At 65.7% G+C, this 24,900-nt stretch carries 25 protein-coding genes; 11 read left to right on the top strand and 14 right to left on the bottom strand.

What is annotated here, in order from left to right; translation table 11 throughout:
• Nucleotides 1-82: 82 nt before the first annotated feature.
• Nucleotides 83-529: a DUF305 domain-containing protein gene (locus KUH32_RS15730; protein ID WP_254899184.1), complete on the top strand. Its 447-nt coding sequence runs from the start codon at nt 83-85 to the stop codon at nt 527-529.
• A gap of 1 nt (nt 530) precedes the next feature.
• On the opposite strand, the gene KUH32_RS15735 is transcribed toward KUH32_RS15730, so the two are convergent.
• The 4 genes from KUH32_RS15735 to KUH32_RS15750 form a co-directional block, all read right to left on the bottom strand.
• Entirely contained in the window at nt 531-1,106 is a 576-nt protein-coding gene (locus KUH32_RS15735; protein ID WP_217779849.1) for a DUF924 family protein, read from the bottom strand.
• Between the two features lie 136 nt (nt 1,107-1,242).
• Entirely contained in the window at nt 1,243-2,496 is a 1,254-nt protein-coding gene (locus KUH32_RS15740; RefSeq protein ID WP_217779546.1) for an MFS transporter, read from the bottom strand.
• A 91-nt stretch (nt 2,497-2,587) separates the two neighbouring features.
• Nucleotides 2,588-3,658: a tRNA preQ1(34) S-adenosylmethionine ribosyltransferase-isomerase QueA gene (gene queA / locus KUH32_RS15745; RefSeq protein ID WP_217779547.1), complete on the bottom strand. Its 1,071-nt coding sequence runs from the start codon at nt 3,656-3,658 to the stop codon at nt 2,588-2,590.
• Nucleotides 3,659-3,665: 7 nt separating this feature from the next.
• Nucleotides 3,666-6,884: an AsmA-like C-terminal region-containing protein gene (locus KUH32_RS15750; RefSeq protein WP_348541129.1), complete on the bottom strand. Its 3,219-nt coding sequence runs from the start codon at nt 6,882-6,884 to the stop codon at nt 3,666-3,668.
• Nucleotides 6,885-7,042: 158 nt separating this feature from the next.
• Between KUH32_RS15750 and KUH32_RS15755 the strand changes: the two genes are divergently transcribed.
• The 5 genes from KUH32_RS15755 to KUH32_RS15775 all read left to right on the top strand — a co-directional run bounded on the left by KUH32_RS15755 (nt 7,043) and on the right by KUH32_RS15775 (nt 11,426).
• Nucleotides 7,043-7,492 (top strand): peroxiredoxin, encoded by a 450-nt coding sequence (locus KUH32_RS15755; protein ID WP_217779548.1) that lies wholly within the window; start codon nt 7,043-7,045, stop codon nt 7,490-7,492.
• Nucleotides 7,493-7,591: 99 nt separating this feature from the next.
• Nucleotides 7,592-8,404 carry a ferritin-like domain-containing protein gene (locus tag KUH32_RS15760; RefSeq protein WP_217779549.1) on the top strand — a complete coding sequence of 271 codons (813 nt, stop codon included), beginning with the start codon at nt 7,592-7,594 and terminating at the stop codon, nt 8,402-8,404.
• A 173-nt stretch (nt 8,405-8,577) separates the two neighbouring features.
• Nucleotides 8,578-9,894 (top strand): DUF5930 domain-containing protein, encoded by a 1,317-nt coding sequence (locus KUH32_RS15765; RefSeq protein ID WP_217779550.1) that lies wholly within the window; start codon nt 8,578-8,580, stop codon nt 9,892-9,894.
• Nucleotides 9,884-10,408 carry a bactofilin family protein gene (locus KUH32_RS15770; RefSeq protein ID WP_217779551.1) on the top strand — a complete coding sequence of 175 codons (525 nt, stop codon included), beginning with the start codon at nt 9,884-9,886 and terminating at the stop codon, nt 10,406-10,408. The genes KUH32_RS15765 and KUH32_RS15770 overlap by 11 nt, the downstream gene beginning before the upstream one ends.
• Before the next feature lie 109 nt (nt 10,409-10,517).
• The gene (locus KUH32_RS15775) at nt 10,518-11,426 is read left to right on the top strand and encodes an AEC family transporter (protein ID WP_217779552.1); all 909 of its coding nucleotides are present in this window, start codon (nt 10,518-10,520) and stop codon (nt 11,424-11,426) included.
• A 17-nt stretch (nt 11,427-11,443) separates the two neighbouring features.
• Here KUH32_RS15775 and KUH32_RS15780 read toward each other — a convergent pair whose 3' ends face one another.
• Nucleotides 11,444-12,028, bottom strand: coding sequence for an HNH endonuclease (locus KUH32_RS15780; RefSeq protein WP_217779553.1), 585 nt, complete (start codon nt 12,026-12,028; stop codon nt 11,444-11,446).
• 244 nt (nt 12,029-12,272) lie between these two features.
• On the opposite strand from KUH32_RS15780, the gene KUH32_RS15785 reads away from it, so the two are divergent.
• Nucleotides 12,273-12,830: a thioredoxin family protein gene (locus tag KUH32_RS15785; RefSeq protein ID WP_217779554.1), complete on the top strand. Its 558-nt coding sequence runs from the start codon at nt 12,273-12,275 to the stop codon at nt 12,828-12,830.
• Nucleotides 12,827-13,204, top strand: coding sequence for a VOC family protein (locus tag KUH32_RS15790; protein ID WP_217779555.1), 378 nt, complete (start codon nt 12,827-12,829; stop codon nt 13,202-13,204). Before KUH32_RS15785 ends, KUH32_RS15790 begins: the two co-directional genes overlap by 4 nt.
• A 6-nt stretch (nt 13,205-13,210) precedes the next feature.
• Here the strand turns inward: KUH32_RS15790 and KUH32_RS15795 are convergent, their stop codons facing one another.
• On the bottom strand, nt 13,211-13,876 hold the full coding sequence (locus tag KUH32_RS15795) for an alpha/beta hydrolase (protein WP_217779556.1): 666 nt from the start codon (nt 13,874-13,876) through the stop codon (nt 13,211-13,213).
• Complete coding sequence (locus tag KUH32_RS15800; RefSeq protein WP_217779557.1) at nt 13,873-14,505, bottom strand: DNA-3-methyladenine glycosylase family protein; 633 nt, start codon at nt 14,503-14,505, stop codon at nt 13,873-13,875. The genes KUH32_RS15795 and KUH32_RS15800 overlap by 4 nt, the downstream gene beginning before the upstream one ends.
• A gap of 92 nt (nt 14,506-14,597) precedes the next feature.
• Here KUH32_RS15800 and KUH32_RS15805 point away from each other — a divergent pair, with 92 nt between their 5' ends.
• On the top strand, nt 14,598-15,809 hold the full coding sequence (locus KUH32_RS15805; RefSeq protein WP_217779558.1) for an MFS transporter: 1,212 nt from the start codon (nt 14,598-14,600) through the stop codon (nt 15,807-15,809).
• 4 nt (nt 15,810-15,813) lie between these two features.
• Here the strand turns inward: KUH32_RS15805 and KUH32_RS15810 are convergent, their stop codons facing one another.
• From KUH32_RS15810 to KUH32_RS15830, 5 genes are all read right to left on the bottom strand, one after another.
• A complete protein-coding gene (locus KUH32_RS15810; RefSeq protein ID WP_217779559.1) occupies nt 15,814-16,593 on the bottom strand; it encodes a squalene/phytoene synthase family protein in 780 nt (259 codons plus the stop codon).
• Nucleotides 16,590-17,309: a class I SAM-dependent methyltransferase gene (locus tag KUH32_RS15815; protein WP_217779560.1), complete on the bottom strand. Its 720-nt coding sequence runs from the start codon at nt 17,307-17,309 to the stop codon at nt 16,590-16,592. The genes KUH32_RS15810 and KUH32_RS15815 overlap by 4 nt, the downstream gene beginning before the upstream one ends.
• Nucleotides 17,306-18,925 carry a citramalate synthase gene (gene cimA, locus KUH32_RS15820; protein ID WP_217779561.1) on the bottom strand — a complete coding sequence of 540 codons (1,620 nt, stop codon included), beginning with the start codon at nt 18,923-18,925 and terminating at the stop codon, nt 17,306-17,308. The genes KUH32_RS15815 and cimA overlap by 4 nt, the downstream gene beginning before the upstream one ends.
• A 187-nt stretch (nt 18,926-19,112) precedes the next feature.
• Nucleotides 19,113-20,510, bottom strand: coding sequence for a cysteine--tRNA ligase (gene cysS / locus KUH32_RS15825; RefSeq protein WP_217779562.1), 1,398 nt, complete (start codon nt 20,508-20,510; stop codon nt 19,113-19,115).
• A gap of 200 nt (nt 20,511-20,710) precedes the next feature.
• Nucleotides 20,711-21,088, bottom strand: coding sequence for a VOC family protein (locus KUH32_RS15830; RefSeq protein WP_217779563.1), 378 nt, complete (start codon nt 21,086-21,088; stop codon nt 20,711-20,713).
• Between the two features lie 155 nt (nt 21,089-21,243).
• Here KUH32_RS15830 and KUH32_RS15835 point away from each other — a divergent pair, with 155 nt between their 5' ends.
• Nucleotides 21,244-21,588, top strand: coding sequence for an MmcQ/YjbR family DNA-binding protein (locus tag KUH32_RS15835; protein WP_217779564.1), 345 nt, complete (start codon nt 21,244-21,246; stop codon nt 21,586-21,588).
• Nucleotides 21,585-22,286 carry an alpha/beta fold hydrolase gene (locus KUH32_RS15840; protein ID WP_217779565.1) on the top strand — a complete coding sequence of 234 codons (702 nt, stop codon included), beginning with the start codon at nt 21,585-21,587 and terminating at the stop codon, nt 22,284-22,286. Before KUH32_RS15835 ends, KUH32_RS15840 begins: the two co-directional genes overlap by 4 nt.
• A gap of 93 nt (nt 22,287-22,379) precedes the next feature.
• On the opposite strand, the gene mltG is transcribed toward KUH32_RS15840, so the two are convergent.
• Both mltG and fabF read right to left on the bottom strand, forming a co-directional pair.
• Entirely contained in the window at nt 22,380-23,534 is a 1,155-nt protein-coding gene (gene mltG, locus KUH32_RS15845) for an endolytic transglycosylase MltG (protein ID WP_217779566.1), read from the bottom strand.
• A gap of 6 nt (nt 23,535-23,540) precedes the next feature.
• Complete coding sequence (fabF, locus tag KUH32_RS15850; RefSeq protein ID WP_217779567.1) at nt 23,541-24,803, bottom strand: beta-ketoacyl-ACP synthase II; 1,263 nt, start codon at nt 24,801-24,803, stop codon at nt 23,541-23,543.
• Nucleotides 24,804-24,900 lie beyond the last annotated feature (97 nt).

A 24,900-nucleotide genomic window follows, 5' to 3' on the forward strand; every position in this document is an offset into this window, starting at 1 on the left:
GCGCAGGTGGCATCAATCGTTCTGCCGGAACCGGAAGAGCGGGCCGGACGTTGTCGGGAGACAACCGCGCAAAGGAGAGCCCATGCAGAGCCACACCCGGTTCGCCGCCATGATCGTTTGTTCGACCGTGCTGATGTTCTGTCTGATGTATCTCAACAGCTATGCCGTCGATCACGTGTTCTTCAGCCAGACTCGCGCCTGGATGGCGCTGTATATGGGTGCAGCGATGGCCGTGGTGATGCTGGGTTTCATGTGGACGATGTATCCCGGAACCAAGGGCAAACTGGCAGTTCTGGCGGCATCCATGACAGTGTTCGGCGCGGCGCTATACATGGTGCGCAGCCAGTCGGGCGTCGACGACGTGGCGTGGATGAAGGCAATGATCCCGCACCATTCCATCGCGATTCTCACGTCGGAGCGCGCCCGGATCGACGATCCCCGGGTCGCCGAACTGGCGCGTGAGATCATCGAGGCGCAACGTCGCGAGATCGCCGAGATGAAGGCCCTGATCGCCGAGCTGGAGCGCTGACTCAGGCAGCCTCGTCCTGCAGGCGGCGGAGCATCGCGCCGTAGCCGCCTTCGGCGATATAGCGTGCCTCGGCTTCGGTGAAGTGCCGGTTCAAGGCCTCGTTGCGGGTCGGAAAACGGCCGAAATCGCGGATCACCTCGCGATGGGCGCGGGCATGCAACAGGTTGCTGGACCCGGCCAAGCGTTCCTTCATCAGGCGCACGCAGCGATCCTGGTCGCACAGGTTTTCCGAATGCATCAGAGGCATGTAGAAGAATTGACGCGCCGGTGCGTCGATCTTGAGATCCCAGCCTCGGTGGATCGCCTGCTTGGCCGCTGCCAATGCAAAGCGATCGGACGAGAACGCCTTGCCCTGTCCCCGGAACATGTTTCGCGGGAACTGGTCGAGAAGGACGATATAGGCCAGCACGCCGCTGGGATAGGTGAGCCACAGCGCGAACCGGCCTTCCATCGCCGCGTTCCAGGTGGCCTCGAAGCGCTTGCGGATGTCGCCATCAAGCGCGTCATCCTGTTTGTACCAGCCATCCGGGCCGATCTCGTCCAGCCAGAAGCCGAGGATATCCTCCGGTGCAACCATCGTGTTGCCCTCCGTCACCGTTACCATTCCCCGTTTTCACCCTAGACCGGCGGGCCGGCATTTCCCAAGTCACGATTTCTGACAGTTTCCAACGCGTTGCAAGGGCAACGCTCACCACCAGACGCGAGTGCGCCGATCATTCCTCGCGTTCCTGTTCCGCCTTGTCATGCGCATATTCCTGCACCGCCTCGACCGCGACGGCGGTGGCGGCCGGTGTCAGGGCGGCAAAGGCACCGGTGTCCTGCGAGGCCGGCGCACGCCGCTGCGTCATGCGGTAGAGCGCGTAGCCGGTCATCGCGAGCAAGAGCGCGGCGATCAGCAGAAAGTAGCCCTGCGGCCCGACCGTCTGCATTGCCCAGCCGATGATCAGCGGGCCGGCGATCGCGCCAACCCCGTTGATGAACAACAGTCCGGCCGATGCGCTGGCCATGTCCTCGTGATCGAGAAAGTCGTTGGTATAGGCGATCAGCAGTGAATACAGCGGGTTCGAACAACCGCCGATGACAAAGGCCGCCGCCAGCAGAAGGTTGAAGGGCCCGCCGGTCAGCGCGGCCAGAAGCGCCGCACTGCCGCCCAGGGCCGCGCAGCCGGTGACCAAGCGGCGCCGATCCATCCGGTCGGACAACCATCCCAGCGGATATTGCAGAACCAGCGCGCCGACATAGAACGATGCCACGAAGATCGAGATCTGTTGCAGCGACAACCCGGCCGCCGAGCCATAGACAGCCGACATGCCGAACTGTGCCGCGAACACGCCGCCAAGCAGGAAAAGCCCCACGCAGCCCAGCGGCGACGTGCGGTAGAGCGCCCGCAGGTCCATCGGTTTTGTCGAGGCGAAGGCCGGCGTGGGCGAAACCGACAGAAGGATCGGCGCGAATGCGATGGAGACCAGCACCGACGGGATGACGAACAGCAGGAACCCGGACGGGTCGGGGATCACCAGCAGCGCCTGCGCCGCGATGATCCCGACCATCTGCACGATCATGTAAAGCGACAGGGCCTTGCCGCGGGTCTCGTTCGTGGCCGAGTTGTTCAGCCAGCTTTCGGCGGTCACGTAGAGGCCGCAAAAGCTGAACCCGATCACCATCCGGCCGAAGGTCCAGGCGATCGGGTCCTGGAAGGCGGGAAACAGGATCAGGACCGCCGAAACGAAAGATCCGAGCGCGGCGAAGACCCGGACATGCCCGACCCGGCGCAGCATCTCGGGCACCATGCGGGAAGCGAACAGGAAACCCACGAAATATGCCGACATGACCATCGACATCTCGAGCGCGGAAAACCCCGCAGCGGGGCCGCGAACCCCCAAGAGCGAGCCCTGCAAGCCGTTCCCGACCATCAAAAGCCCCATGCCCAGAAGCAGGGCCCATGACTGTCTCAGAACGTTCAGCATACCGACATACCGCCTTTGATTGACCGGTGATACACAAGCCGACCACGCGGCTGCCATGTCCGCCGCGACGTGGCCTGTCGCGTCCGCGACTTCAAGCCCGAAATGTCGCTTGCGTCGGCGGAATCAGCAAAGACGCGTCGCCATAGCTGAAGAACCGGTATTCGCGATCCACAGCATGGGCATAGATCCGCCGGATGCGTTCGGTTCCCATCAGTGCGGAGACCAGCATCATCAAGGTGGATTTCGGCAGGTGGAAATTGGTCATCAGGGCGTCGGTCACCCGAAACGCGAAACCGGGATAGATGAAGATGTCGGTGACACCGCGGAACGGTTCGATCGTGCCCGACCGCGCGGCGGTTTCGATCAGCCGCAGGGCGGTGGTGCCGACGGGAACGATCCGCCCGCCGGCCTTTTTCGTCGCCGCGATCTCGGCCGCCGCCTGTTCGGTGACCTCGCCCCATTCGCCGTGCATCCTGTGGGTGGTCACGTCTTCGACCTTGACCGGCAGGAAGGTGCCGGCGCCGACATGCAAGGTGACGTGGGTGAACGCGACGCCGCGGGCGGACAAGGCGGCCATCAACGCCTCGTCGAAATGCAGCGAGGCGGTGGGCGCCGCCACCGCGCCCTGTCGGCGCGCCCATATGGTCTGGTAATCGGTCTTGTCGCGGGCGTCGGCCGGACGCCTGGCGGCGATGTATGGCGGCAGCGGCATGGCACCCGCAGCATTCAGCGCGGCATCGAAATCCTCGCCCGAGAGGTTGAAGCGCAGATGGCCCTGCCCGTCCGCGCGCGCCTCCACGACCGCCTCGAGTTCGTCCGAAAAGCGGATCACCTCGCCGTCGCGCACTTTCTTGAGCGGCTTGACAAGCGCCGTCCAGGTTCCGTCGGCCCGTGGCTCCAGCAGGGTGGCTTCGATCCGCGCGGCGCTTTCGCCCGCCGTGCCGCGGCGCGTCCGCGTGCCGGTCAGCCGCGCCGGGATGACCTTGGTATCGTTCAGCACCAGCCGGTCGCCGGGACGCAGCCAATCCGGCAGGTCGAAAACATGCGCATCGGTGATCGCGTCGCCCTCGGCCACCAGAAGCCGCGCCGACGAGCGCGGGCTGGCGGGCCGCGTGGCGATCAACCGCTCGGGCAGGTCGAAATCGAACTCGGAAAGCTTCATGCGCGGCCTATTGCGACACCTCGGGGGGCGGGCGGCGGAAGATGTCACGGAACATGCCGGGGGTGAAGACCGAAAGCGGATTGACCAGGACCTGGGGGTTCTGCACCGGCCCGCGCAGGTTGAAATTGAAGCCGATCAGCCCCTCGCCCTTGCGTGCGATCAGACGGCCGATTGCGTTCAGGACATAAACCGGAGACACCACGCCCTGCATGTCCATGGTGCCGTTGGCAATGTCGTAAAAACCGTCCAGCGAGATGCCCATCGACGGGCCGACCGCGCTGGAGCGGGTCAGGATCACCTGTCGCGGGGTGAGACGGAACTCGGCCTCGACCTCGGAAAAGAAGATACCCGGTCCGTTCAACTGGTCCAGCAACCCGACGATGCTGATCGCGTCCAGCAGCGCACCGATCGCCGGCGCGTTGCGCAGCCGCGCTCCGCGGATCTCCAGCGCGCCGTCATAACTGCCGGTGGCGCCACGCACCGGCAGCAGGGTCAGCGCGAACGTGCCGTTCGACACGGTCTTGAGCAGCCCCGCGGCCTTGAGGATGTCTCCCGCATCCTCGCCCTTGATGCGAAAGGCGCTGGCGCCCCGTTGCGGAACGACCTGGCCTTCGATCGGGGCGCGGCCACCCAGCATGGCGGTGAAGTCGCCCTGCAGGCCGGGTGCGGTCCGAAACGCGCCGCGGAAGCGGTCGAGCCGGATCGTATCGGTGACCTGCAGGCTGTCCAGCGCGATCTGCACCGGCGCGCCGCCGCCCGCCGGGGTGCCGGTGCCACCGCTGCCGAACGTGGCGCCGCGCAGATCCGCCCGGCCACCGGTGACGCTGACCGCCGGGGCCTGGCCCGGGCCGCGCGCTGTCAGAGACCCCGCGACATCCAGCCAATCCGAGATGCGCAATCGCGACAGCGACAGCGACCGGAACGCTCCGGCATCGGACAGCGCGATATCGGCGGCCGCGTCCAGCCCGCCACCACTCAGCGTCAGCCCGTCGATGGCAACGGGTTTGCCAAGGCGGCCGGAAATCCGGAACGCCCCACGCGCGCCTTCGGGCAGACGCCAGCCCAGTTGCGGGATCGCCAGCGCCAGTCCCGCCAGGTCGCTTTGCAAGGAAAACGCAGGCGGTCCGCCCCGCGGCAGGTCGACGACCAACGCCCCGGTTCCCCGCCCCGCCAGCATGCCGGAGGGCAGCGTCACGCCGAAGGCGGCCAGCGTTTCCGCAGTGAGCCGCACATCGGCGGTGACTTGTCCGCCGGTGCCGTCGAACGGCAGGCGCCAGGAACCGCTGGCAGGAACACCGCCGAGTTCGACATCGCCGCCGATCCTAATCGCCTCGCCATCCAGATCCAGGGTCAATGCCGGGGCGGTCAGGCGCCGCCCCTCGACCAGCCGATCGGACGCGACATCGCGCAGATCGCCCTGCAGGACCAGGTCCATGTCGGGAAACTTGACGCCCCTGCGCAGCGGCAGGCTGAGACGGCCCGTTACCTCGGCATACCCGGTCGCGAGCCCGGCATCGCGCCCGGCCTTGGTCAGCAGCGACAACGGTTCCTGGTCGATGAAGGCCAAACCGGACGTCACCGGCCCGCGCGCCGCCAGCATCAGCGTTCCGGTCGCGGGTTTCGGGCGGACGTCCTCGATCACGAAGGTCGAACCGCCGACCTCGACCGGCTCCGCACCGCCGACGCGGACCTGCCCGCGATCCAGCGTCACGGCCAGTCTTGGCCCTTCCATCGTGAACCGTCCGGCCCCGCCGGTGACTGGCGCCAGCCGCATGTTGTAGATCACTTCGGCCGCGTCGAAATCGAAATCGAAATAGGTCCAGGGCCGTTCGCCAGGTGCGGCGCGCAACAGGAACGTGGTGTTCGTGATATCGCCGGCGATGACGTGGCGCGATACCCAGTCACGGGTCCCGCTGCGAAACCAGCCCGGCCAGAAATCCAGAACCTTGCCCGGCGTCGCCCGCGGCGCACGCGCCATCAGCGCGAGGTTCCAGCCTTCGCGTTCCGCGGTCAGGCGGCCGCGGGCACGGATCGGCAGTTCGGGGTCGGTTACCCGCAATTCGCCCAGCGTGAACCGGAAAGGATCGAGCGCCAGCTGAAACGCCATGTCGGCCCCCGACAGGGTCACCGGACGATCGTATAGCGGTCCTTCGGCCAGCCGGACTTGCGACACCGTGAACTGGCCCTCCAGCGTTTCGAGCCAGCCGCGGTCGGTGCCGCGCAGCACCGCCTTGCCTTCGGCCAGGGCCTCGCCCAGTTCGGAACGCACCGAAATCTCGTTGAAGCGCAGCGTCCCGGTGGAGGGCGTGTAGGTGAAATAGGTCCGGGCCCCGTCGAAGGGGATCGCGCGCGTCCGGGCATTGGGCTGCAACACCCCGGCGCCGATCTGCAAGGTCGCGTCCAGGCGGCCCAGCGTGCCGTCCTCGTGCATCCGGGATCGCAGCGCGCCGGAAATCGGCGCCTGCAACGCCTCGAGCCAGGCCAGTGCCGGGCTTTGGGTCGCGATGTCGTCCGAAGGCAGGTCGGTCAGGACGATACCGAAAGACACCGCCGTGCTTCCGATCGGGCTGTCGGCATTGACCGAGATCGTCGCCACCGCATCGCCCCCGCCAAGCAGCGCCGCGTCGCCCGACAAACGCAGGCTGCCACCGCTGCTGACCAGGCGCAGCCGTCCGCCGTCGGCGGTCCAGCCGCGCCGGGCACGGGCGTCCTCGTATCGCACGGTCAGTCCGTCCGCTTCGATCAGGTCAAGCTGCGCGAGGCGGTCATCGGTGAACAGCCGGTCGACCTGCGCGATCAGCGAGGGAAGATCGGGCGCTCTCGTGCTTCCTGCGAAGGCATCGCCCAGTGCGAGGCCCAGCGTGCCGTCGCGGCTGCGGACCAGCGTGACGAAAGCTCCGGACACCGTGGCCTCGCGCAGCACGGGCTGGCCGCGCAGCAACGCGACCGGCGCCAGCGCGGCCTCGAGGTCTGACAACTCGGCGACGGTGGTGCCGCCGCTGTTACGGATCACCACGTCCGTCAGCACGATGCGCACCAGACCCTTGCGTTGAAACCGGACGGCGACTTGTCCGAAATCCACGGCAAGGTTCGGCACGGCGGCATCCAGTCGGGCCTCGATCCGGTCGCGAAGCCATTCGGGCGCGCGCAGCGGCCGTTCGGTGACCGCGAAAACCGCGACGACGCCAACCGCGATCACCAAGGACATCGCGAAAAGAGCGAGCACACCGCCCTTGCGCCGGCGCGCGGGGCGCGGCCTGCGTGGCGTTTTGCGATCCGGTTCCGTTTTGCTCACTGGAAGCCTGCGCCTCGGGACTTATTGTTCGGTGCATCTTGTCCGGGCTTAGTCTAGCCCACCCGACCACCGCCGCAAAGGAGACACCGATGTCCGACATGGCCCCCGATTTCACCCTGCCCTCGACCGATGGCGACGTCACACTGTCCGCCTTGCGCGGCCACAAGGTCGTTCTGTTCTTCTATCCCCGTGACGACACATCGGGCTGCACCAAGGAGAACGAGGCCTTCACCGCGCTGCAAGGCGATTTCGAAAAGGCCGGCACCAAGGTCTTCGGCATTTCGAAGGACAGCATCGCCAGCCACGAGAAATTCATGGCCAAGAAGTCGCTGACCGTTCCGCTGTTGTCCGACGAGAACAGCGACGTCTGCGAGAAATTCGGCGTCTGGGCGGAAAAGTCCATGTACGGCAAGAAGTTCATGGGGATCGAGCGGTCGACCTTCCTGATCGACGCCGATGGCCGGATCGCGCGGGAATGGCGCAAGGTCAAGGTGCCCGGCCATGCCGAGGAGGTGCTGGAGGCGGCGCGCGGGCTCTGAGCGCACCGGGGGCAGGCCGCGGGGTTGCGCCATGGGGGCGCTGCCCCCATACCCCCGGCAGTATTTGGAAAAGAGAAGAAGACAGGGGCGGTGAGCGGCATGCTGAGCCTTAGCGAGATGGCGGTCGACGTCCTGACCACCGCGGATGGTCGCGAAAAGACCGCCAGGTCGCGACGTCATGCGGCGGAATGGGCCCAGGCGCGGACCGGTGGCGCCCTGCCCGAGATCGGCCGCGCGGCCCCGCCATTGCGCCCCTCGCGCCCCGACAGGCCGGCGCTGCTGGACCCGCGCGAGGTGCCCAAACGCAAGCCCGGCAGCCCGCAGGGACGGATCGCGCTGCTGCACGCCGTGGCGCATATCGAGCTGAACGCCGTGGACCTGCACTGGGACATCATCGCGCGCTTTGCCGACGTGCCGATGCCGCCCGGATTCTACGATGACTGGGTCAAGGCGGCGGACGAGGAATCCAAGCATTTCAACCTGATGTGCGACTGCCTTGAGGAAATGGGCAGCCAGTACGGTGCTCTGCCCGCGCATGCCGGGATGTGGCGCGCCGCCGAAGACACGGCACGGGATTTCATGGGGCGGCTGGCCGTCGTTCCGATGGTGCTCGAGGCGCGCGGGCTGGACGTCACGCCGGGCATGATCGAGATATTCCGCAAGGCCGGCGCGACCGCTGCGGTCGATGCTCTGGAGACGATCTATGCCGAAGAGGTCGGCCATGTCGCCTATGGATCGAAATGGTTTCATTTCCTGTGCGGGCGTCACGATCTGGATCCCAAGGCGGTGTTCCACGATCTTGTCCGGCGGTATTTCCATGGCCCGCTCAAGCCGCCTTTCAACGAGGAAAAACGCGCCGAAGCCGGCTTGCCGCCGGATTTCTATTGGCCATTGGCCGATCGACCGGCCTGACGAAGTCGTTGGCATCGGCGGATTTTTGCCATTTGCGCGGCAGATCGCCACCCGTTTCGAATCAGGCCGGAAAACTGTTGCGAAAACGTGAATGTCTGGGTAGGCCGGTCTGCAAGGCGCCGGAGGGGGAACCGAGCGCCAGCCTTGGGACGGGAAAGAAAGAGGACGGTCAGGTGAGAACGCGTCTCGCGATCAAGATACATGCGCTCATGGAGCGCTGGTTTCCGGAACGGCGACTTTTCCTCAGATCCGATACCGATACGCGCTTCATCCGACTGCGATCCGAGACCCAGGCGCTGGCTTGTGCGGGATCGGCTCTGGTTCTTGCCTGGACCATCATGGCCACCGCCATCCTGCTGATGGACAGCATCGGCGCCGGGAATTTCCGCGAGCAAGCCAAGCGCGACCAGATCACCTACCAGCAACGGCTGAACGAGTTGTCCCGCGAGCGCGACGCGCGCGCCGCCGAGGCGCTGGCCGCGCAGGAGCGTTTCAATTCGGCCCTGCGGCAGATCTCGGTCATGCAATCCGAATTGCTGGATTCCGAAACCCGTCGCCGCGAGATGGAGACCGGGATAGACATCATCCAGGCCACGTTGCGCGACACGATGAAGGAACGCCAGGCCATCGGCGACCGTCTTTCCGCGCTGGAAAGCCAGATCGCCGAAGGCGGCACCGCGCTGGCCTCGGCCGGCGGCGGCGAGGCGGACAGCACGCTGGACCTGCTTTCCGCCGCGTTGGCGCAGACTGCGGCGGAACGCGACCAGGTGATCGCCGATGCACGCGACGCGCTGATCCGCGCCGACGAGATGGCCGCCGAAATCCGCGCGATGGAAGACAAGAACGACCAGATCTTCCGCCAGTTGGAAGAGGCGATGACCGTGTCGGTCAAGCCGTTGGACAAGATGTTCGAAGCCGCCGGCATGGACCCCGACAACATCCTGCGCCAGGTCCGCAAGGGCTATTCCGGCCAGGGCGGCCCGCTGACCCCGCTGAGCCTCAGCACCCGCGGCGAAGAGCCGTCCGAGGACGCGCTGCGCGCCAACCGCATCCTGAACCAGATGGACCGGCTGAACCTGTACCGGATCGCCGCGCAGAAGGCGCCTTTCGCCAATCCGCTCAAGGATCCGTTCCGCTTCACGTCGGGTTTCGGCTATCGCTGGGGCCGCCTGCATGCCGGCACCGATTTCGCCGCGCCGCACGGCACGCCGATCTATTCGACCGCCGATGGCGTCGTGACCTTCGCCGGCTGGTCTTCGGGCTATGGCCGCCTGGTCAAGATCCAGCACGAATTCGGCATCGAGACACGCTATGCGCATCTGTCCAAAATCAACGTGAAGGTCGGACAAAGGGTCTCGCGCGGGGGGCGCATCGGTGCTATGGGGAATACCGGACGGTCGACCGGCACGCATCTGCACTACGAAGTGCGCGTGGGCGGCAAGCCCGTGAACCCCATGATCTATATCAAGGCTGCTAACGATGTTTTCTAAGAGCAAGATCAACGAGCCCGGACCCAAGGCCGAGGACACCGCGAAACCCGCAGCCCCCGAGATGCCGCGCCCGAGCGCGTCCGATTTCAAACCGACGGCGCCGAAGGCCAAGCCGCCGGCATCGATCCTGTCGCAGGACCTGCACATCACCGGCAACATCAAGACCACCGGCGACATCCAGGTCGAAGGCACCGTCGAGGGCGATATCCGCGCCCACCTGCTGACGGTCGGCGAGTCGGCCACGATCAAGGGCGAGGTGATCGCCGACGACGTCGTGGTCAACGGCCGCATCGTTGGTCGCGTGCGGGGCCTCAAGGTGCGCCTGACGGCCACCGCGCGGGTCGAGGGTGACATCATCCACAAGACCATCGCCATCGAATCCGGCGCGCATTTCGAAGGCTCGGTACAGCGTCAGGACGACCCGCTGAGCGGCGGCCGCAACAAACCCGTGCCCGGCCAGCAGCAGGCCGCCCCCGCTCCGGCGGCTGCCAAACCCGCCGAAACCAACGGCTGATATCGGGATACAGGAATTCGGACGGGCGCGGCCGGAAAACGGCGCGCCCGTTTTCGTTGCCGGCGGTGTTTCCATGCGCCCCCTTTTTCCTCAAGACAGGTGATCTCGCGTGCTGGTGCTGACGATCTGGCCGCTTTTCGCGCTGATCTGTTTCGGCTACGCGATGGCGCGCCTGGGCTTTCCGGCCCCCGGTTTTTGGCCCGAAGCCGAGCGGATCAACTATTTCGTTCTTTTCCCGGCGCTGCTGGTGTCCAGCCTGGCGCAAGCGCCGGTCACCGATCCGGCGCTGTTGCGCATGGGTGGGGCGGCGGTGACGGTGATCCTGCTGGCTGCGTCCGCGCTGGTTCTTGTTCGCATTGTCCGGCCCATGCCCGCCGCGCGGTTCGGACCCATCGTGCAGGGCGTGGTTCGGTTCAACACCTATCTCGGACTGGCGGTGACGACCAGCCTGGCCGGGCAGGCCGGGTTGGCGCGGGCGGCGGTGCTGCTGGCCGTTGCGGTGCCGCTGGTCAACATCCTGTCGATCCTCGCGCTGACCGAGGCGGGTATCGGCAACCGCGGTGCGCGGATGGCACGGGCGATCCTGCGCAATCCGCTGATCCTCGCCTGTCTTGCGGGGATTGCGCTGGCCCTTGCCGGAACCGGGCTGCCGTGGGGCATCGGTACGGTTCTCGACCTGCTGGGTCGGGCAAGCTTGACGCTGGGTCTGCTCTGCGTCGGTGCGGCGCTGCAACCGGCAGCGCTGCGTCGCGCATCGGCTGACCTGGCGGGGATCGGAGCCGTGCGGCTGATAGCGATGCCCGTTCTGGCGGCCGGCATCGGCATGGCTTTCGGTCTGGACGGTGTCGAGGCCCTGGTGCTGGTGATCTTCGCGGCCATCCCGACAGCGCCCACCGCCTATGTTCTGACGCGCCAGTTGGGCGGCGACGCGACATTGATGGCCGGGCTGGTCACCGCGCAGACCCTTGCGGCGGTCGCGACGATCCCGCTGATGCTGAAATTGCTGCTGCCCGGTTGAACCGGACCTGCCGCGGGTCAGGCCTCGAGCTCTGCATCCCAGTAGAGGAAGTCCATCCAGCTTTCGTGCAGGTGGTTGGGCGGAAACTTGCGGCCCATGTTCATGAGCTCGGGCGCCGAAGGCTGGCGCGGCGGCTTGCGCAGGCTCAACCCCGCCTGCCGCAAGGATTTTGACCCCTTCTTCAGATTGCAGGGGGCGCAGGCCGCGACCACGTTTTCCCAACTGGTGATGCCGCCGCTGGCGCGCGGCACAACATGGTCAAAGGTCAGATCACCCTTGGACCCGCAATACTGGCACCGGAATTCGTCCCTCAGAAAAAGATTGAAGCGGGTGAAGGCCACACGTTTCTGGGGTTTGACATAGTCTTTCAGCACCACGACGCTGGGAATCCTCAGCGACATCGTCGGGCTGCGAACCACTTCGTCATATTCGGCAATGATGTCGACCCGGTCGAGAAACGCCGCCTTTACGGCATCCTGCCAGCACCAGAGGCTGAGCGGATAATAGGATAACGGCCGGTAATCGGCATTGAGCACCAGCGCGGGATGCTGTTTTAGCGCGCCGGGTGCACGCACAAACTCGGTTCTGAAATCACCGTCCATCTAAGACTCGTCTCCCGCCCTGTCTGCCCGTAACCTGCGGCACCAGAGCGGGACATCCCGCCCCAGCTTGGAAACACTATATCTCGCGTTCTGCCGGTGACAAGCCCCGCTAGATGCAGTGTTTGACGCAGGGGTAAGTCAGGTCTGTAACGCCCAAGTGACAGGCATGGCGAACCAGAAACACGCTGGCCGACGGATTGCGCTGCGGTAAGATGAAATCCGAACCAGAGACAGGAGTCGCCCAATGGCCGCCGTCACACCCCCGGTCTGCGAATTCGACCTGCCCGCACCGGATTTCGCATTGCCCGGCACAGACGGGAAAACCTACCGGCTCGTCGATTTCGCGGGGCCCAACGGCACGTTGGTCATGTTCATCTGCAACCATTGCCCGTATGTGTTGGCGGTGCTCGACAAGATCATCCGCGATGCCCACGATCTGCAGGCACTTGGAATCGGGGTCGCGGCGATCTGTTCCAACGACGCCAAAGCCTACCCGGCCGACGGGTTCGACAAGATGGTCGAAATGGCCCGCGAACACGCCCTGCCCTTTCCGTATCTGCATGATGCCGAACAGAACGTCGCACGGGCCTATGGCGCGGCCTGCACGCCGGATTTCTTTGGCTACAACGCCAATCTGGGCCTGCAATATCGCGGACGGCTTGATGCGTCGGGGATGCGCACGGGCGCGGACGACCTTCCTCGCGAACTGTTCGAAGCGATGAAGCAGGTGGCCGAAACCGGGCGTGGCCCAGCCGACCAGACGCCGTCCATCGGGTGTTCGATCAAGTGGAAAGCGGCATGAGCGTTTCCCGCATAGACCACGTGAACCTTCGCACCAACCAGTTGCGGGCGATGGTGGACTGGTACGGTGCCGTTCTGGGCCTCACGCCCGGAGCGCGCCCGGATTTCGGCTTTCCCGGCGCCTGGCTCTACGCCGGAGAGCAGGCGCTCGTTCACCTCGTCGAAGTGCACTCCGAGGCGACCGGATCCGAGGTCGACCTGAAACTGGAACATTTCGCGCTTACGGCGACCGGGCTTTCGGATTTCCAGGCCATGCTGGACCAACGCGGGATCAAGTATCGCCGCAGCGCGGTGCCGGGAACCGAAATCGTCCAGATCAACATCTGGGACCCGGACGGAAACCACATCCACGTGGATTTCACCGGCGAGGCCTAGACGACCTCAGAACCCGCACTTTTCCCGCATGAACGCCAGCGATACGGACAAACCTTCCGTGTCGATGCCGTGGCCGGTGCCCTTCATCACGTGGGCGTAGACTTCTTTCCAGCCGGCTTCCTGCAGTGCCTCGGCGGCCGCCGGCAGCGATTGCGGCGGCACGACGTCGTCCTGATCGCCGTGCACCAGCAGGACCGGCGGGCGGACCCTGACCTCGTCCTTGAGCGTTTCCGGAGACACCAGGCGGCCGGAAAACGCGACGATGCCCGCGACGGCATCCTCGCGCCGGGGCGCGACATGCAGGCTCATCATCGAACCCTGGGAAAAACCGAACAACACCACCTGTTCCGGCAGCAGGTCCTGATCGACCATCAAGGCATCGAGAAAGGCGTTCAGGTCGTCCACGGCGCGCGCCATGCCGGCCATCGCCTCTTCCTCGGACGAGCCGTCGATCCAGGGAATGGGAAACCACTGAAAGCCGTTGGGGACGCCGGCGCAGGCTTCCGGCGCATCGGGAGCGACGAACAACGTGTCCGGCATGTGTTCGCCCAGCGGATCGGCCAGGCCCATCAAGTCCTTGCCGTTTGCGCCGTAGCCATGCAGGAAAACCACGCACGAGCGTTTCTCGCCCGATACCGGTTCTTTTCTGCGCGCTGTCAGAACCCGCGTCATGCGATGCCCTCTCGTTGTTTGACGATATGGTAGTATGCCCAGAGCGTGCGGGCTGCAACCGATCTCCATGGGCTCCAGGCGCGGGCCATGTCGCGCAGGGCGCGTTCTTTCGGGCGATCAGGCAATTCGAACAGCATCCGTGCGCCTTCCTGCAAGGCCAGGTCGCCGGGGGCGAAGACATCCGCACGGCCCAGGCTGAACATGGCGTAGATCTCGGCGGTCCAGATGCCGATGCCCTTGATTGCGACCAGCGTCGCGATCACGTCCTCGGTCGGCGTGTGGCGCAGCGCGGCATAGTCGATGCCCGCCTCGGTCAGGGCGCGGGCGTAAGCCGCCTTCTGACGGCTGAGGCCGAGCCCGCGCAAATCGTCGTCGCTGGCCGCGAGGATCGCTGCCGGTGCGGTCATGCCGGCCGCTTGCAGTTTCGCCCAGATCGCGCGGGCCGAGGCGACGCTGACCTGCTGGCTGACGATCGCGCTGAGCAGTTGTGCGAAGCCGTCCGGGCGCCGGCGCAGCGGCAAAGGGCCGGTGTCGCGCAAGGCGGCGGCGAAACGCGCGTCCTGGGCGGCAAGCCAGGCGGCGCCTTCCGCCACGCAGGCGTCGGTTTCGATGATCCGGCCGATACTCATGCCCCGTTGCTATCCCGCCTGCAACAAAACGTCACTGGCCAAAATCGGTATCGCTCTTGCCGTGCGCCGTGCCGCCGATTAGCCACGGTTCCATGACCGATACCTCCGATATCCGCGCCAAGCGCAATGTCGCCGTTCTGGTCGCCGCGCAGGCGATCCTGGGCGCGCAGATGCCGATGATCTTCACCATCGGCGGGTTGGCCGGGCAATCGCTGGCGTCTAATATCTGTTTCGCCACCCTGCCGATTTCGCTGATCGTGCTGGGCTCGATGTTGTCGGCCACGCCGCTGAGCTGGTTCATGCAACGCTTTGGCCGAAAAGCGGGTTTTTTCGTGGGTGCGATGGGCGGTGCCCTGGGCGGTCTGGTCGGTGCCTACGGGCTGTATCTTGCCTCGTTTCCGGTGTTTCTCGCGGGGTCGTTCCTAACCGGGATCTACATGTCGGCACAGGGTTTCTATCGCTTTGCCGCGGCCGATACCGCGTCGGACGAATACCGGCCCAAGGCGATTTCCTACGTCATGGCCGGCGGGCTGGCCTCGGCGATCATCGGCCCGCAGCTGGTCAAGCTGACGGCGGATGCCTACGTGATCCCCTTCATCGGCACCTATGCGGCGGTGATCGCCGTCAACCTGGCTGGCGCGCTGTTGTTCCTGTTTCTCGACATCCCCAAGCCGCCGGTGCCGTCGGTCGACGCGCCGCGCGGGCGCACGCGGTGGGAGTTGCTGACCACCCCGCGCATCGCCGTGGCGGTGATCTGCGCCATGGTGGCCTATGCGCTGATGAACCTGGTGATGACCTCTACGCCCCTTGCGGTCGTGGGCTGCGGCTTCGACACCGGTGACGCAGCCGACGTCGTCACCGCACATGTCCTGGCGATGTTCGCGCCCAGCTTCTTTACCGGGCACCTGATCGCACGTTTCGGCGTCGAAAGGATCGTCGCGGCCGGCCTGTTGATCCTGGCCGGCGCCGGCGCGGTGGCGCTTTCGGGAGTGGAGCTCGAGCATTTCTTCATCGCGTTGATCCTGCTTGGGCTGGGCTGGAATTTCGGCTTCATCGGCGCCACGACGATGCTGGCCGCGGCGCACGAACCGCATGAACGCGGCCGGATGCAGGGGTTGAACGATTTGCTGGTCTTCGGCGGCGTGACGTTTGCCTCGCTGGCGTCCGGCGGGCTGATGAACTGCTCGGGCGGGACAGCGGAACAGGGCTGGACCGCGGTCAACCTTGCCATGGCGCCGTTTCTGGTGCTGGCCGGTGGCGCGCTGATCTGGTTGATGCTGCGGCCGCGCGACGCGCATGCCTGAGCGTTCAGACGCGCGCGGCTGCCCATAACAGCGACGCGCGGCGCAGGATTTCGGATTCGTTCAACCGCCCCTCGGGCACCGCCGCCGGATCGCGCAATGCGCGGCGCAAGATCCGTGGCGCCCGCCACGCCGAAAGAGCCGCGATGCGAAGCGCGCGGGACGAGCCGGCGCTGCCCGCCCGCGCCACATCGACCAGCGCGGATTTCAGCAGCGCGGCAAAGGCGTCCTCGGTCATTTCCGGCAGCGGGTTGATCCCGCGTTTCAGAAAGGCTGGCACCGCCAGAAGGTAATTGGCCAGCGCCAGCGCACCACCGATTTCGCGGGCGCGCGGTTCGCCCTCCGTGCCTTCGGCGCTGCCGTCCAGAGCGCGTGTCGCGGCCCACATCAACACCCCGCCGGTGTCGTCCAGATAGGCGCGCAGGTCGGACAAGGACGCGATCGGTTCGCGCCTTGCGTCGCGGCGGCGCGCGTCGATATTCTGTTTCAGCACCCCGGCCGTGGCCGCATCGACCACCCGGGCCAAAGGCGTCACCACCTCGTGGCGGCGCACGGGGCCGCCCGTGATGATCTCGTCCAGCGCGTCGGCCCACCATTGCAGGCGCATCTCGGCGATCAGTGACTCTTCCGTCACCCAGGGAGCGCGCGCCACCTCGACGTTGAAAGCATAGATCGGAAACAGCACCGCACGCGCCGCGACCGGCGCGGCCATCGCCGCCGCGAAGCGGTCGGGGTCGCCCTTTTCGACGATCCGCGCGCAGGCGATGGTGTCGTCGTCCAGACTCATGCCGGACGCACCAACATCAGCGCGTAAGCAATATGATCCGGCGCGGCTTCCCATTGCGCGATCTCATGCGCCGCGGCGTCCAGAGCAGCGATCAGGTCGGGACCGGGGTCTTGCGCACGCAACGCAGCGATGTGCGCCTTCATCGGCGTGTAATACGCCTCCCAGCCCGCACCCACGATCAACCGATGGTCGACCACCGCATAGCCTGCCGCCTCTATCCGCGCGACGATTCCGTCCAGATCGGTGATGGCAGGGTATTCCGCCCAGAAATCGCGTACGATCTGCGGCACCTCGCCGGGCAGCAGCACGGGTTCGGAAAACGCCACCGCGCCGCCTGGCGCCAGCGCATCGCACCAGCGCCGCAAGCCTTCGGTCACGCCAAGGAAGTAAAGCGCGCCGGCGCACCAGATCAGGTCATAGGGCCCGGACAAGGCTTCCATGTCCTTTTGCCGGATTCGCACATGCGGCAGGTGTGACAAGCGCGCGCGGGCTTCCTCGGCCAGATGCGGCAAGGCTTCGACACCTTCGATCCGTGCCTCGGGCAAGGCGGTGGCCAGTGTCAGGCAATCCGCCCCCGGTCCGCACCCGGCATCGCAGACCGAAACCTCGCCGGAAATACCCAGCCGTTCCAGCGCCCAGAGCACGTCTTCGGGGGTGCCGGGCCCCTGCCGCGGTATCCCGGCATGCACGGTCAGAAAGGCCTCGCGCGGGGTCATGCGCCCTGCCCGTCGCGGATCAGCTTCCAGCGCACCGCGTCCAGCAGCGCCTCGAACGACGCGTCCACGATGTTGGCACTGACGCCCACGGTGGACCACAGCCGGCCCTTGCCGTCCTCGCTGTCGATGATGACGCGGGTCACCGCCTCGGTCCCGCCCTGGGTGATGCGCACCTTGAAATCCACCAGGCGCATATCGTCGATCTGTTCCTGATAGCGGCCCAGATCCTTGGCCAGCGCCTTGGCCAGCGCGTTGACCGGGCCGCGGTCGCTGCCGTCCTCGTCCATCGAATCGCTGACCGACATGCGTTTTTCGCCGTCCATCTTGATGACCACGACCGCCTCGGACAGCGAAACCATCCGGTCGCGCTTGTTCTTGCGACGCTCGACAGTGACGCGGTAGCGCTTGACCTCGAAGAAATCCGGCAACAGGCCCAGTTCCTCGCGCGCCAGCAGCTCGAAACTGGCCTGCGCGGTGTCGTAGCTGTAGCCCTCGGCCTCGCGCGTCTTGATCCGTTCCAGGATGCGCGGCAGCGCGGGGTTCTTGTCCTCGACCTCCAGCCCCGCCTCGGCCAGGCGCTTGCGCAGGTTCGACAAGCCGGCCTGGTTCGACATCGGAATGATGCGGCGGTTGCCGACGGCGGCGGGGTCGATATGTTCGTAGGTTGCGGGGTCCTTGAGGATCGCGCTGGCATGCAGCCCGGCCTTGTGGGCAAAGGCCGACGATCCGACATAGGGCTGCTGTTTCAGCGGCACGCGGTTCAGGATGTCGTCCAGCATCCGGGCGGTGCGGGTCAGGCCCTCCAGCGCATCGCGCGCGATGCCGGTCTCGAACCGGCTGGCGAAAGGTTCCTTGAGCAGCAGCGTCGGGATCAGCGAGGTCAGCGATGCGTTGCCGCAGCGTTCGCCCAACCCGTTCAGCGTGCCCTGGATCTGCCGCGCGCCCGCCAACACTGCGGCCAGCGATCCGGCCACGGCGGTTTCGGTGTCGTTGTGGGTGTGGATGCCCACGTGGTCGCCCGGGATGCCCGCCGCGATCACCTCGGCCACAATGCGCCCGATCTCGCCCGGCAGGGTGCCGCCATTGGTGTCGCACAGCACGACCCATCGCGCGCCGGCCTCGAGCGCGGTTTTCAGGCAGGTCACGGCGTAATTGGGATTGGCCTTGTAGCCGTCGAAGAAGTGTTCGGCGTCGAACAGCGCCTCGCGGCCCTTCGCGGCGACATGCGCCATCGACGCGCCGATCGCCTCGAGGTTTTCGTCCAGCGTGATGCCAAGCGCGGTGGCGACGTGGAAATCATGCGTCTTGCCGACCAGGCAGACGGCCGGCGTGTCGGCGTCCAGAACCGCGGCCAGAACGTCGTCGTTCTCGGCGCTGCGCCCGGCCCGCTTGGTCATGCCAAAGGCGGTCATGGTGGCGCGGGTTCCGGGCACTTCGGTGAAAAAGGCGCTGTCGGTTGGATTGGCGCCGGGCCAGCCGCCTTCGATATAGTCGATGCCGAGATCATCCAGCGCCTTGGCGATGCGCAGCTTTTCCGGGGTCGAGAACTGCACGCCATGGGTCTGCTGCCCGTCGCGCAGGGTGGTGTCGTAAAGGGAAAGGCGTTCGCGGGTCATGCGAGATACCCCCCGAGCGATAAGGGCCGCGCCCGACCCTGGGAGGGCACCACTTCAGAGGTCTGTGAGGGATCGTCACATGCAACACATTGGTTCGGTTCGGTCGGCCAACATGTGCGCCCTCCCCGGGGGAGGGTTGGGCGCGGCCCGGTGTGCCACCGGGCAGCAACAAGGGACCGGAGACCTATCACAACGAATCCTCCAATAGCTTTTGGTCGAAATTCGGGCCCAATTCCCATTCTGGTCCAGTTGGTGTGTCTTTCACGACCACCCCGGCTCTGACCAACAAACTCCTGAAAGCGTCTGCTCTTTCGAAATCCTTCGCTGCTTTGGCCTCCGAACGCATGGCAAGCGCGTACTCAATCAATTCTTCAGCCGAAGCTGATGCCTTTCCGTCGAACCAACCGCCCAGGTTGTCAGATAGCAACCCCAGTAGGTTGGCTGACTGTTTGAACGTGTATGGGTCGGAGGACTTGAACAACTCTCTCAAAGCGGTAATTGCACCTGCGGTATTCAAATCGTCGCAAAGCGCGTCAACAACAGGCGCGGCGGGGCTAGACGAAGGATCGCCTTCGGCGACTTTAACGAAGCGACGCCAACGTCGCAGTTCGGCCTCAGCCTCGCCACGCTTCTTCTCGGTCCAATCCATCGGCTTGCGGTAATGCGTGCTCAGCATGACAAAGCGGATCACCTCGCCCGGCACGCCCCGGTCCAGCAGATCGCGGACGGTAAAGAAGTTGCCCAGGGACTTGGACATCTTCTTGCCCTCGACCTGCAGCATCTCGTTGTGCATCCAGACCTGGGCAAAGCCGTGGCCGGCGCATTTCGACTGGGCGATCTCGTTCTCGTGGTGCGGAAACATCAGGTCGTTACCGCCGCCGTGGATGTCGAAGGCATCGCCCAGCAACTCATGCGCCATGGCCGAGCATTCGATGTGCCAGCCCGGCCGCCCGCGGCCCCAGGGGCTGTCCCATCCGGGCAGGTCGTCATCGGACGGCTTCCACAACACGAAATCCATCGGGTTGCGCTTGAAAGGCGCGACCTCGACCCGTGCGCCGGCGATCATGTCATCGACCGACCGGCCCGACAGCCTGCCATATTCGGCATAGCTTTCGACCGCGAACAGCACGTGGCCCTCGGCCTCGTAGGCGTGACCGCGGTCGATCAGGTCGGCGATCATCGCCACCATTTCGCCGATATAGGCCGTGGCGCGCGGCTCGTGCGTGGGCCGCAGCGCGCCAAGCGCGTCCATGTCGGCGTGATACCAGCCGATAGTCTCGTCCGAACGCTGCGCGATCAGCGCCTCCAGCGACCCTTCCGCCCCCGCCTGACGCCGTTTCAGCGCGGTTTCGTTGATGCGGTCGTCCACATCGGTGAAATTGCGCACGTAAGTCACGTGATCGGGCCCATAGACATGGCGCAAGAGCCGGTAGAGCACGTCGAAGACCAGCACGGGACGGGCATTGCCCAGATGCGCGCGGTCATACACCGTCGGACCGCAGACATACATCCGCACGTTGGACGGATCGAGCGGGACGAAACGCTCTTTCTTGCGGGTCCGGGTATTGGTGAGAAAGATGTCCATAAGCCCTTGCCTTTCGCGGGGTCGCGGCGGGCTTAGCAACTTCATCTCTCGAAGGAAATAGAAGACCGTCCCGCCAAATGGCCGGGAGGTCCCGACCGTGTCAGGTGATAATGCAGATACAGGTGATCGCGGTCGTCTTCATGCGCGTCAAATACCACGGATCGCGGCGCCTGAACAGGGCCAAGCGCCGCACCGGTCGGTCAGGAATAGCTGACCACCTCGTATTCCACCCCGTCGGGGCCATCGAAATAGAACCGCTTGCCCGGTTCGTAATCGGCGTGGCTGGCGGGTTTGAACCCGGCCTTTTTGACCCGCGCCTCGGCGGCATCCAGATCGTCGACGACCACGCCGATATGGTTCAGCCCGCCCCAATGGCGATAGCGTTTTGCCGGCGGTGCCATGTCGTGGCCGGGCGCATAAAGCGCGACGTAATCGTCATCGGTGCCGACATGCACCGAATAGCCCTGCATCGACGCGCCCGACCAACGGATATGCCAGCCGAACAGGGTTTGCAGGATAGAAGCCGTCGCGTCAGGGTCCGGCACGGCGATGTTCACATGTTCCAGTCTGGCGGGCATGAGGCGTTCCTTTTCCGGGTTGATTCCGGAGCAGGCTAATTCCTCAAGTTCACCTGAGGTCAACAGGAAAGAAAAGCACCCGCATAGCCCGGGCCACAAGCGGCGCACCGGCACGGCCCCTTGCCGCCACCCGCCGTCGCAGGCATCCTGACGGCATGAGCCGCGATACCGTGAATGCGATCTGCGCCGCCCTGCCTGGCGCCGAATGCTCCGACCCCTGGGGCGGCGGGCATGACGCGTGGAAGGTGGGCGGCAAGATGTTTGTCTGCATCGGCGCGGTGCAAAAGGGCGTGTCGGTCAAGACCCCCTCGATCGAAGACGCCGCCCTGCTGATCGACATGGGCCGCGCTGCCCGTGCACCCTATTTCCACCGCTCGTGGGTGCTGATCGACGATGACGCGGTGCCCGAGGACGAATTGCGCGACCGGATCGAGACGTCGTACCGGATCGTCGCCGGCAACTTGAGCAGGAAGAAGCAGCGCGAACTCGGGTTGCCGTGACGCCGCTTTATCTGCACGGACTGCCCGGATCGGCGGCGGAGTTGATGCTCGGATGCGTGCAGATGCAGGTGTTCGACCGCAGCGCACCCAGTTTTGCGCAACTGGCCCTGCGCCTACCGGACGGGCCCGTGCACCTTGTCGGCTTCTCGCTGGGTGCGGCTTGCGCGCTTCGACTGGCGGCGCTGGCGCCCGACAAGGTGAAGCGGGTCACGCTGATCTCGGCTGCCGCGCCCTTGGAACTGGGCGACTTCCTGCCCCATATGGCCGGCGCCGCCGTGTTCCGTGCTGCCCGCTCGCATGACCGACTTGCGGCGCTGACCCGGGTGCAATCCGTCCTGGCGCGGATGTCTCCCGGCCTGTTCGCACGGCTGCTGATAAATGGCGCCGACCCGGCAGACCGATCCTTGTTCCGCGACCCCGCACAGATGGCCGTGCTGAAACGCAGCCTAGCCGAGGGGCTCGGCGACAACCGCGATGCCTATCTGAGGGAACTCGCCGCCTATGTCCGGCCGTGGGCCGGCCACTTGCCACGCGTTGCCGCCCCGGTCACGCTGGTCCATGGCACAGCGGACCGCTGGGCCCCCTTCGCCATGGCCGAGGCTCTGGCACAGGCCCTGCCCGATGCCACGTTGCGCCCGGCCTCCGGGCGCGGACACTACACGACGCTGGTCGATGCCTTGTCACGCTTCAGCGCATAGGACCACGCGGTTCACGCCTGAAACAGAAACGCGGCCGGCTCGCCGGAACACGATGTCCGACGAAAAGCCCGGGACGGGGTCACCCTACTGGTTCTACTGGTTCGCCCGCTCAAGCGCCCGATAGGCGGCGACGTTGGCGTTATGCTCGTCCAGCGTCTCGGCAAAGTTGTGGCCATCGGCCGGGTCCAGCGTCTTGGCGACGAAGAACACGTAATCGGTGTCGGCGGGGTTCAGTGCCGCCTCGATGCTGGCGCGACCGGGATTGGCGATGGGGGTCGGCGGCAGACCGTCGATCACATAGGTGTTGTAGGGCGTCTCGCGGCGCAATTCCGACTGCCGCAGGCCACGACCCAGCACGCCCTCGCCGTTTGTGATGCCGTAGATCACCGTCGGATCGGTCTGCAGCCGCATGCCGCGGTTCAGGCGGTTGACGAAAACGCTGGCGACCAGGAAACGCTCTTCGGCATTGCCGGTTTCCTTTTCGATGATCGAGGCAAGCGTCAGCGCCTCTTCGGGCGAATTCAGCGGCAGATCGGCGGCGCGGTTTTCCCAGGCGCGCGCAAGGATCACCTGCTGGGCGTCCTGCATCCGCGCGATCACATCGGCCATCGCGTCGCCGGGCCGGATTTCGTAGCTGTCCGGCGCCAGGCTGCCCTCGGGCGGCACCTCGACAGAACCTTCCAGCACGCCGATCTGGCCCAGTTCCTGCACCACCTGCCAGCTGGTCACGCCCTCGGCCAGCGCGATGCGGTAGCGGGTGTCGGCCTCTTGACGGACGGCCTTGTATTCCTCGGGTTCCTCCTCGGCGGCCGGGTCGAATTCGGCGCGTTCCTCGTAGCGGCCCGAAACCGGGTCAAGTTCGCGCACCTGGACCGTCGCGTTCGTCACGCCGATGCGATAAACCACCTCGGTCCCGCAGGTCGAGGCCCCGCCGCGGGTCACGATATCGACGATCTCGGCCATCGAAGCGCCTTCGGGCACCAGGTAGCTGCCGGCCTTCAGGCTCTGGCTCTTGTCGGCGTAATCGGCACCCAGCCGGAACAGGACACCACTGGAAATCGCGCCGCTGTCGGCCAGGTTGCGCGACACGCGCTTCATCGTCGCGCCGCGCTCGACCTGCAGGCAGATCGGCTGGGTCAGCGGGCCTTCGACGGTGTACTGGTTCTGCCCCCAGATCAGGACACCCGCCCCGAGAAAGACCAGCACGACCAGGAAGCTGAGCGCGTTCGACGCGATGTTCCGCCACATCGGCGCCTACTCCACCTTGCCGAACAGCACGGACGCGTTGGTGCCGCCAAACCCGAAGGAATTGGACAGCGCATAGCGGATGGCGCGTTCGCGTTTGACCTTCGGGGCCAGGTCGATCGGCGTTTCCACTGCGGGGTTGTCCAGGTTGATCGTCGGCGGCGCCACCTGGTCGCGGATCGCCAGGATCGAAAAGATCGCCTCGATCGCGCCAGCGGCTCCCAGCAGGTGGCCGGTGGCGGACTTGGTCGATGACATCGTGGCCTTGGACGCGGCATCGCCCAGCAGACGCTCGACGGCGCCCAGTTCGATCGTGTCGGCCATGGTCGATGTGCCATGGGCGTTGATGTAGTCGATATCGGCCGGTGTGATCCCCGCATCCCGGATCGCCGCCCGCATCGAGCGTTCACCACCCTCGCCATCCTCGGAGGGTGCGGTGATGTGATAGGCATCGCCCGACAGGCCATAGCCGCAAACCTCGGCATAGATCTTGGCGCCCCGCGCCTTGGCGTGCTCGTATTCCTCGAGCACCACGACCCCCGCGCCTTCGCCCATGACAAAGCCATCGCGGTCGGCGTCATAGGGGCGGCTGGCGGCCTTTGGATCGTCGGCGCGCTTGGTCGACAGCGCCTTGCAGGCGTTGAACCCGGCGATGCCGATCTCGCAGATCGCGGTTTCCGCGCCGCCGGCGACCATCACGTCGGCATCGCCGTACTTGATCAGCCGGGTGGCATCGCCGATGGCATGGGCGCCAGTGGAACAGGCGGTCACCACCGCGTGGTTCGGCCCCTTGAAGCCGTAGCGGATCGACACGTTGCCCGAGATCAGGTTGATCAGCGCGCCGGGGATGAAGAAAGGCGATACCCGCCGTGGCCCCTTGTCACGGATCAGATAAGCGGTCTGCGCGATGGCATCCAGCCCGCCGATCCCGGAACCGATCATCACGCCGGTGCGCAGCCGGCTTTCCTCGTCCTCGGGCGTCCAGCCGGAATCCATCACTGCCTGATGCGCGGCGGCGATGCCAAAGCGGATGAATTCGTCGACCTTGCGCTGCTCTTTCTTGTCCATGTAGTCGTCGGGGTTGAAGGTGCCGTCTGTCCCGTCACCGTAGGGCACTTCGCAGGCATAGGTGGTTGCCAGCTCCGAGGCGTCGAACTTGGTGATCGGCCCGGCGCCGGATTCTCCTGCCAGAAGACGGCTCCAGGTCGCTTCAACCCCGCTTGCCAAAGGCGTGACCAGCCCCAGCCCCGTCACAACAACGCGTCGCGTCATGTCCTGCCCTTTCCTCGTCCTGTCTTTGACCCGCTCTTACCGCGACAGCCGCCGCAGGGGCAAGAGCGGTGCAACGCGGCAACCTGCCGGAAAAGCG

This window comes from Thalassococcus arenae (assembly GCF_019104745.1).
GTDB classification, from domain to species: domain Bacteria; phylum Pseudomonadota; class Alphaproteobacteria; order Rhodobacterales; family Rhodobacteraceae; genus Thalassococcus_B; species Thalassococcus_B arenae.

Excerpts from the sequence above, each read along its gene's own strand:
- KUH32_RS15730 (WP_254899184.1), top strand. The coding sequence starts at position 83 with ATGCAGAGCCACACCCGGTTCGCCGCCATGATCGTTTGTTCGACCGTG.
- KUH32_RS15735 (WP_217779849.1), bottom strand. The coding sequence starts at position 1,106 with ATGGTTGCACCGGAGGATATCCTCGGCTTCTGGCTGGACGAGATCGGC.
- KUH32_RS15740 (WP_217779546.1), bottom strand. The coding sequence starts at position 2,496 with ATGCTGAACGTTCTGAGACAGTCATGGGCCCTGCTTCTGGGCATGGGG.
- queA (WP_217779547.1), bottom strand. The coding sequence starts at position 3,658 with ATGAAGCTTTCCGAGTTCGATTTCGACCTGCCCGAGCGGTTGATCGCC.
- KUH32_RS15755 (WP_217779548.1), top strand. The coding sequence starts at position 7,043 with ATGTCCGACATGGCCCCCGATTTCACCCTGCCCTCGACCGATGGCGAC.
- KUH32_RS15760 (WP_217779549.1), top strand. The coding sequence starts at position 7,592 with ATGCTGAGCCTTAGCGAGATGGCGGTCGACGTCCTGACCACCGCGGAT.
- KUH32_RS15770 (WP_217779551.1), top strand. The coding sequence starts at position 9,884 with ATGTTTTCTAAGAGCAAGATCAACGAGCCCGGACCCAAGGCCGAGGAC.
- KUH32_RS15780 (WP_217779553.1), bottom strand. The coding sequence starts at position 12,028 with ATGGACGGTGATTTCAGAACCGAGTTTGTGCGTGCACCCGGCGCGCTA.
- KUH32_RS15785 (WP_217779554.1), top strand. The coding sequence starts at position 12,273 with ATGGCCGCCGTCACACCCCCGGTCTGCGAATTCGACCTGCCCGCACCG.
- KUH32_RS15790 (WP_217779555.1), top strand. The coding sequence starts at position 12,827 with ATGAGCGTTTCCCGCATAGACCACGTGAACCTTCGCACCAACCAGTTG.
- KUH32_RS15795 (WP_217779556.1), bottom strand. The coding sequence starts at position 13,876 with ATGACGCGGGTTCTGACAGCGCGCAGAAAAGAACCGGTATCGGGCGAG.
- KUH32_RS15800 (WP_217779557.1), bottom strand. The coding sequence starts at position 14,505 with ATGAGTATCGGCCGGATCATCGAAACCGACGCCTGCGTGGCGGAAGGC.
- KUH32_RS15805 (WP_217779558.1), top strand. The coding sequence starts at position 14,598 with ATGACCGATACCTCCGATATCCGCGCCAAGCGCAATGTCGCCGTTCTG.
- KUH32_RS15810 (WP_217779559.1), bottom strand. The coding sequence starts at position 16,593 with ATGAGTCTGGACGACGACACCATCGCCTGCGCGCGGATCGTCGAAAAG.
- KUH32_RS15815 (WP_217779560.1), bottom strand. The coding sequence starts at position 17,309 with ATGACCCCGCGCGAGGCCTTTCTGACCGTGCATGCCGGGATACCGCGG.
- cimA (WP_217779561.1), bottom strand. The coding sequence starts at position 18,925 with ATGACCCGCGAACGCCTTTCCCTTTACGACACCACCCTGCGCGACGGG.
- cysS (WP_217779562.1), bottom strand. The coding sequence starts at position 20,510 with ATGGACATCTTTCTCACCAATACCCGGACCCGCAAGAAAGAGCGTTTC.
- KUH32_RS15830 (WP_217779563.1), bottom strand. The coding sequence starts at position 21,088 with ATGCCCGCCAGACTGGAACATGTGAACATCGCCGTGCCGGACCCTGAC.
- KUH32_RS15835 (WP_217779564.1), top strand. The coding sequence starts at position 21,244 with ATGAGCCGCGATACCGTGAATGCGATCTGCGCCGCCCTGCCTGGCGCC.
- mltG (WP_217779566.1), bottom strand. The coding sequence starts at position 23,534 with ATGTGGCGGAACATCGCGTCGAACGCGCTCAGCTTCCTGGTCGTGCTG.
- fabF (WP_217779567.1), bottom strand. The coding sequence starts at position 24,803 with ATGACGCGACGCGTTGTTGTGACGGGGCTGGGGCTGGTCACGCCTTTG.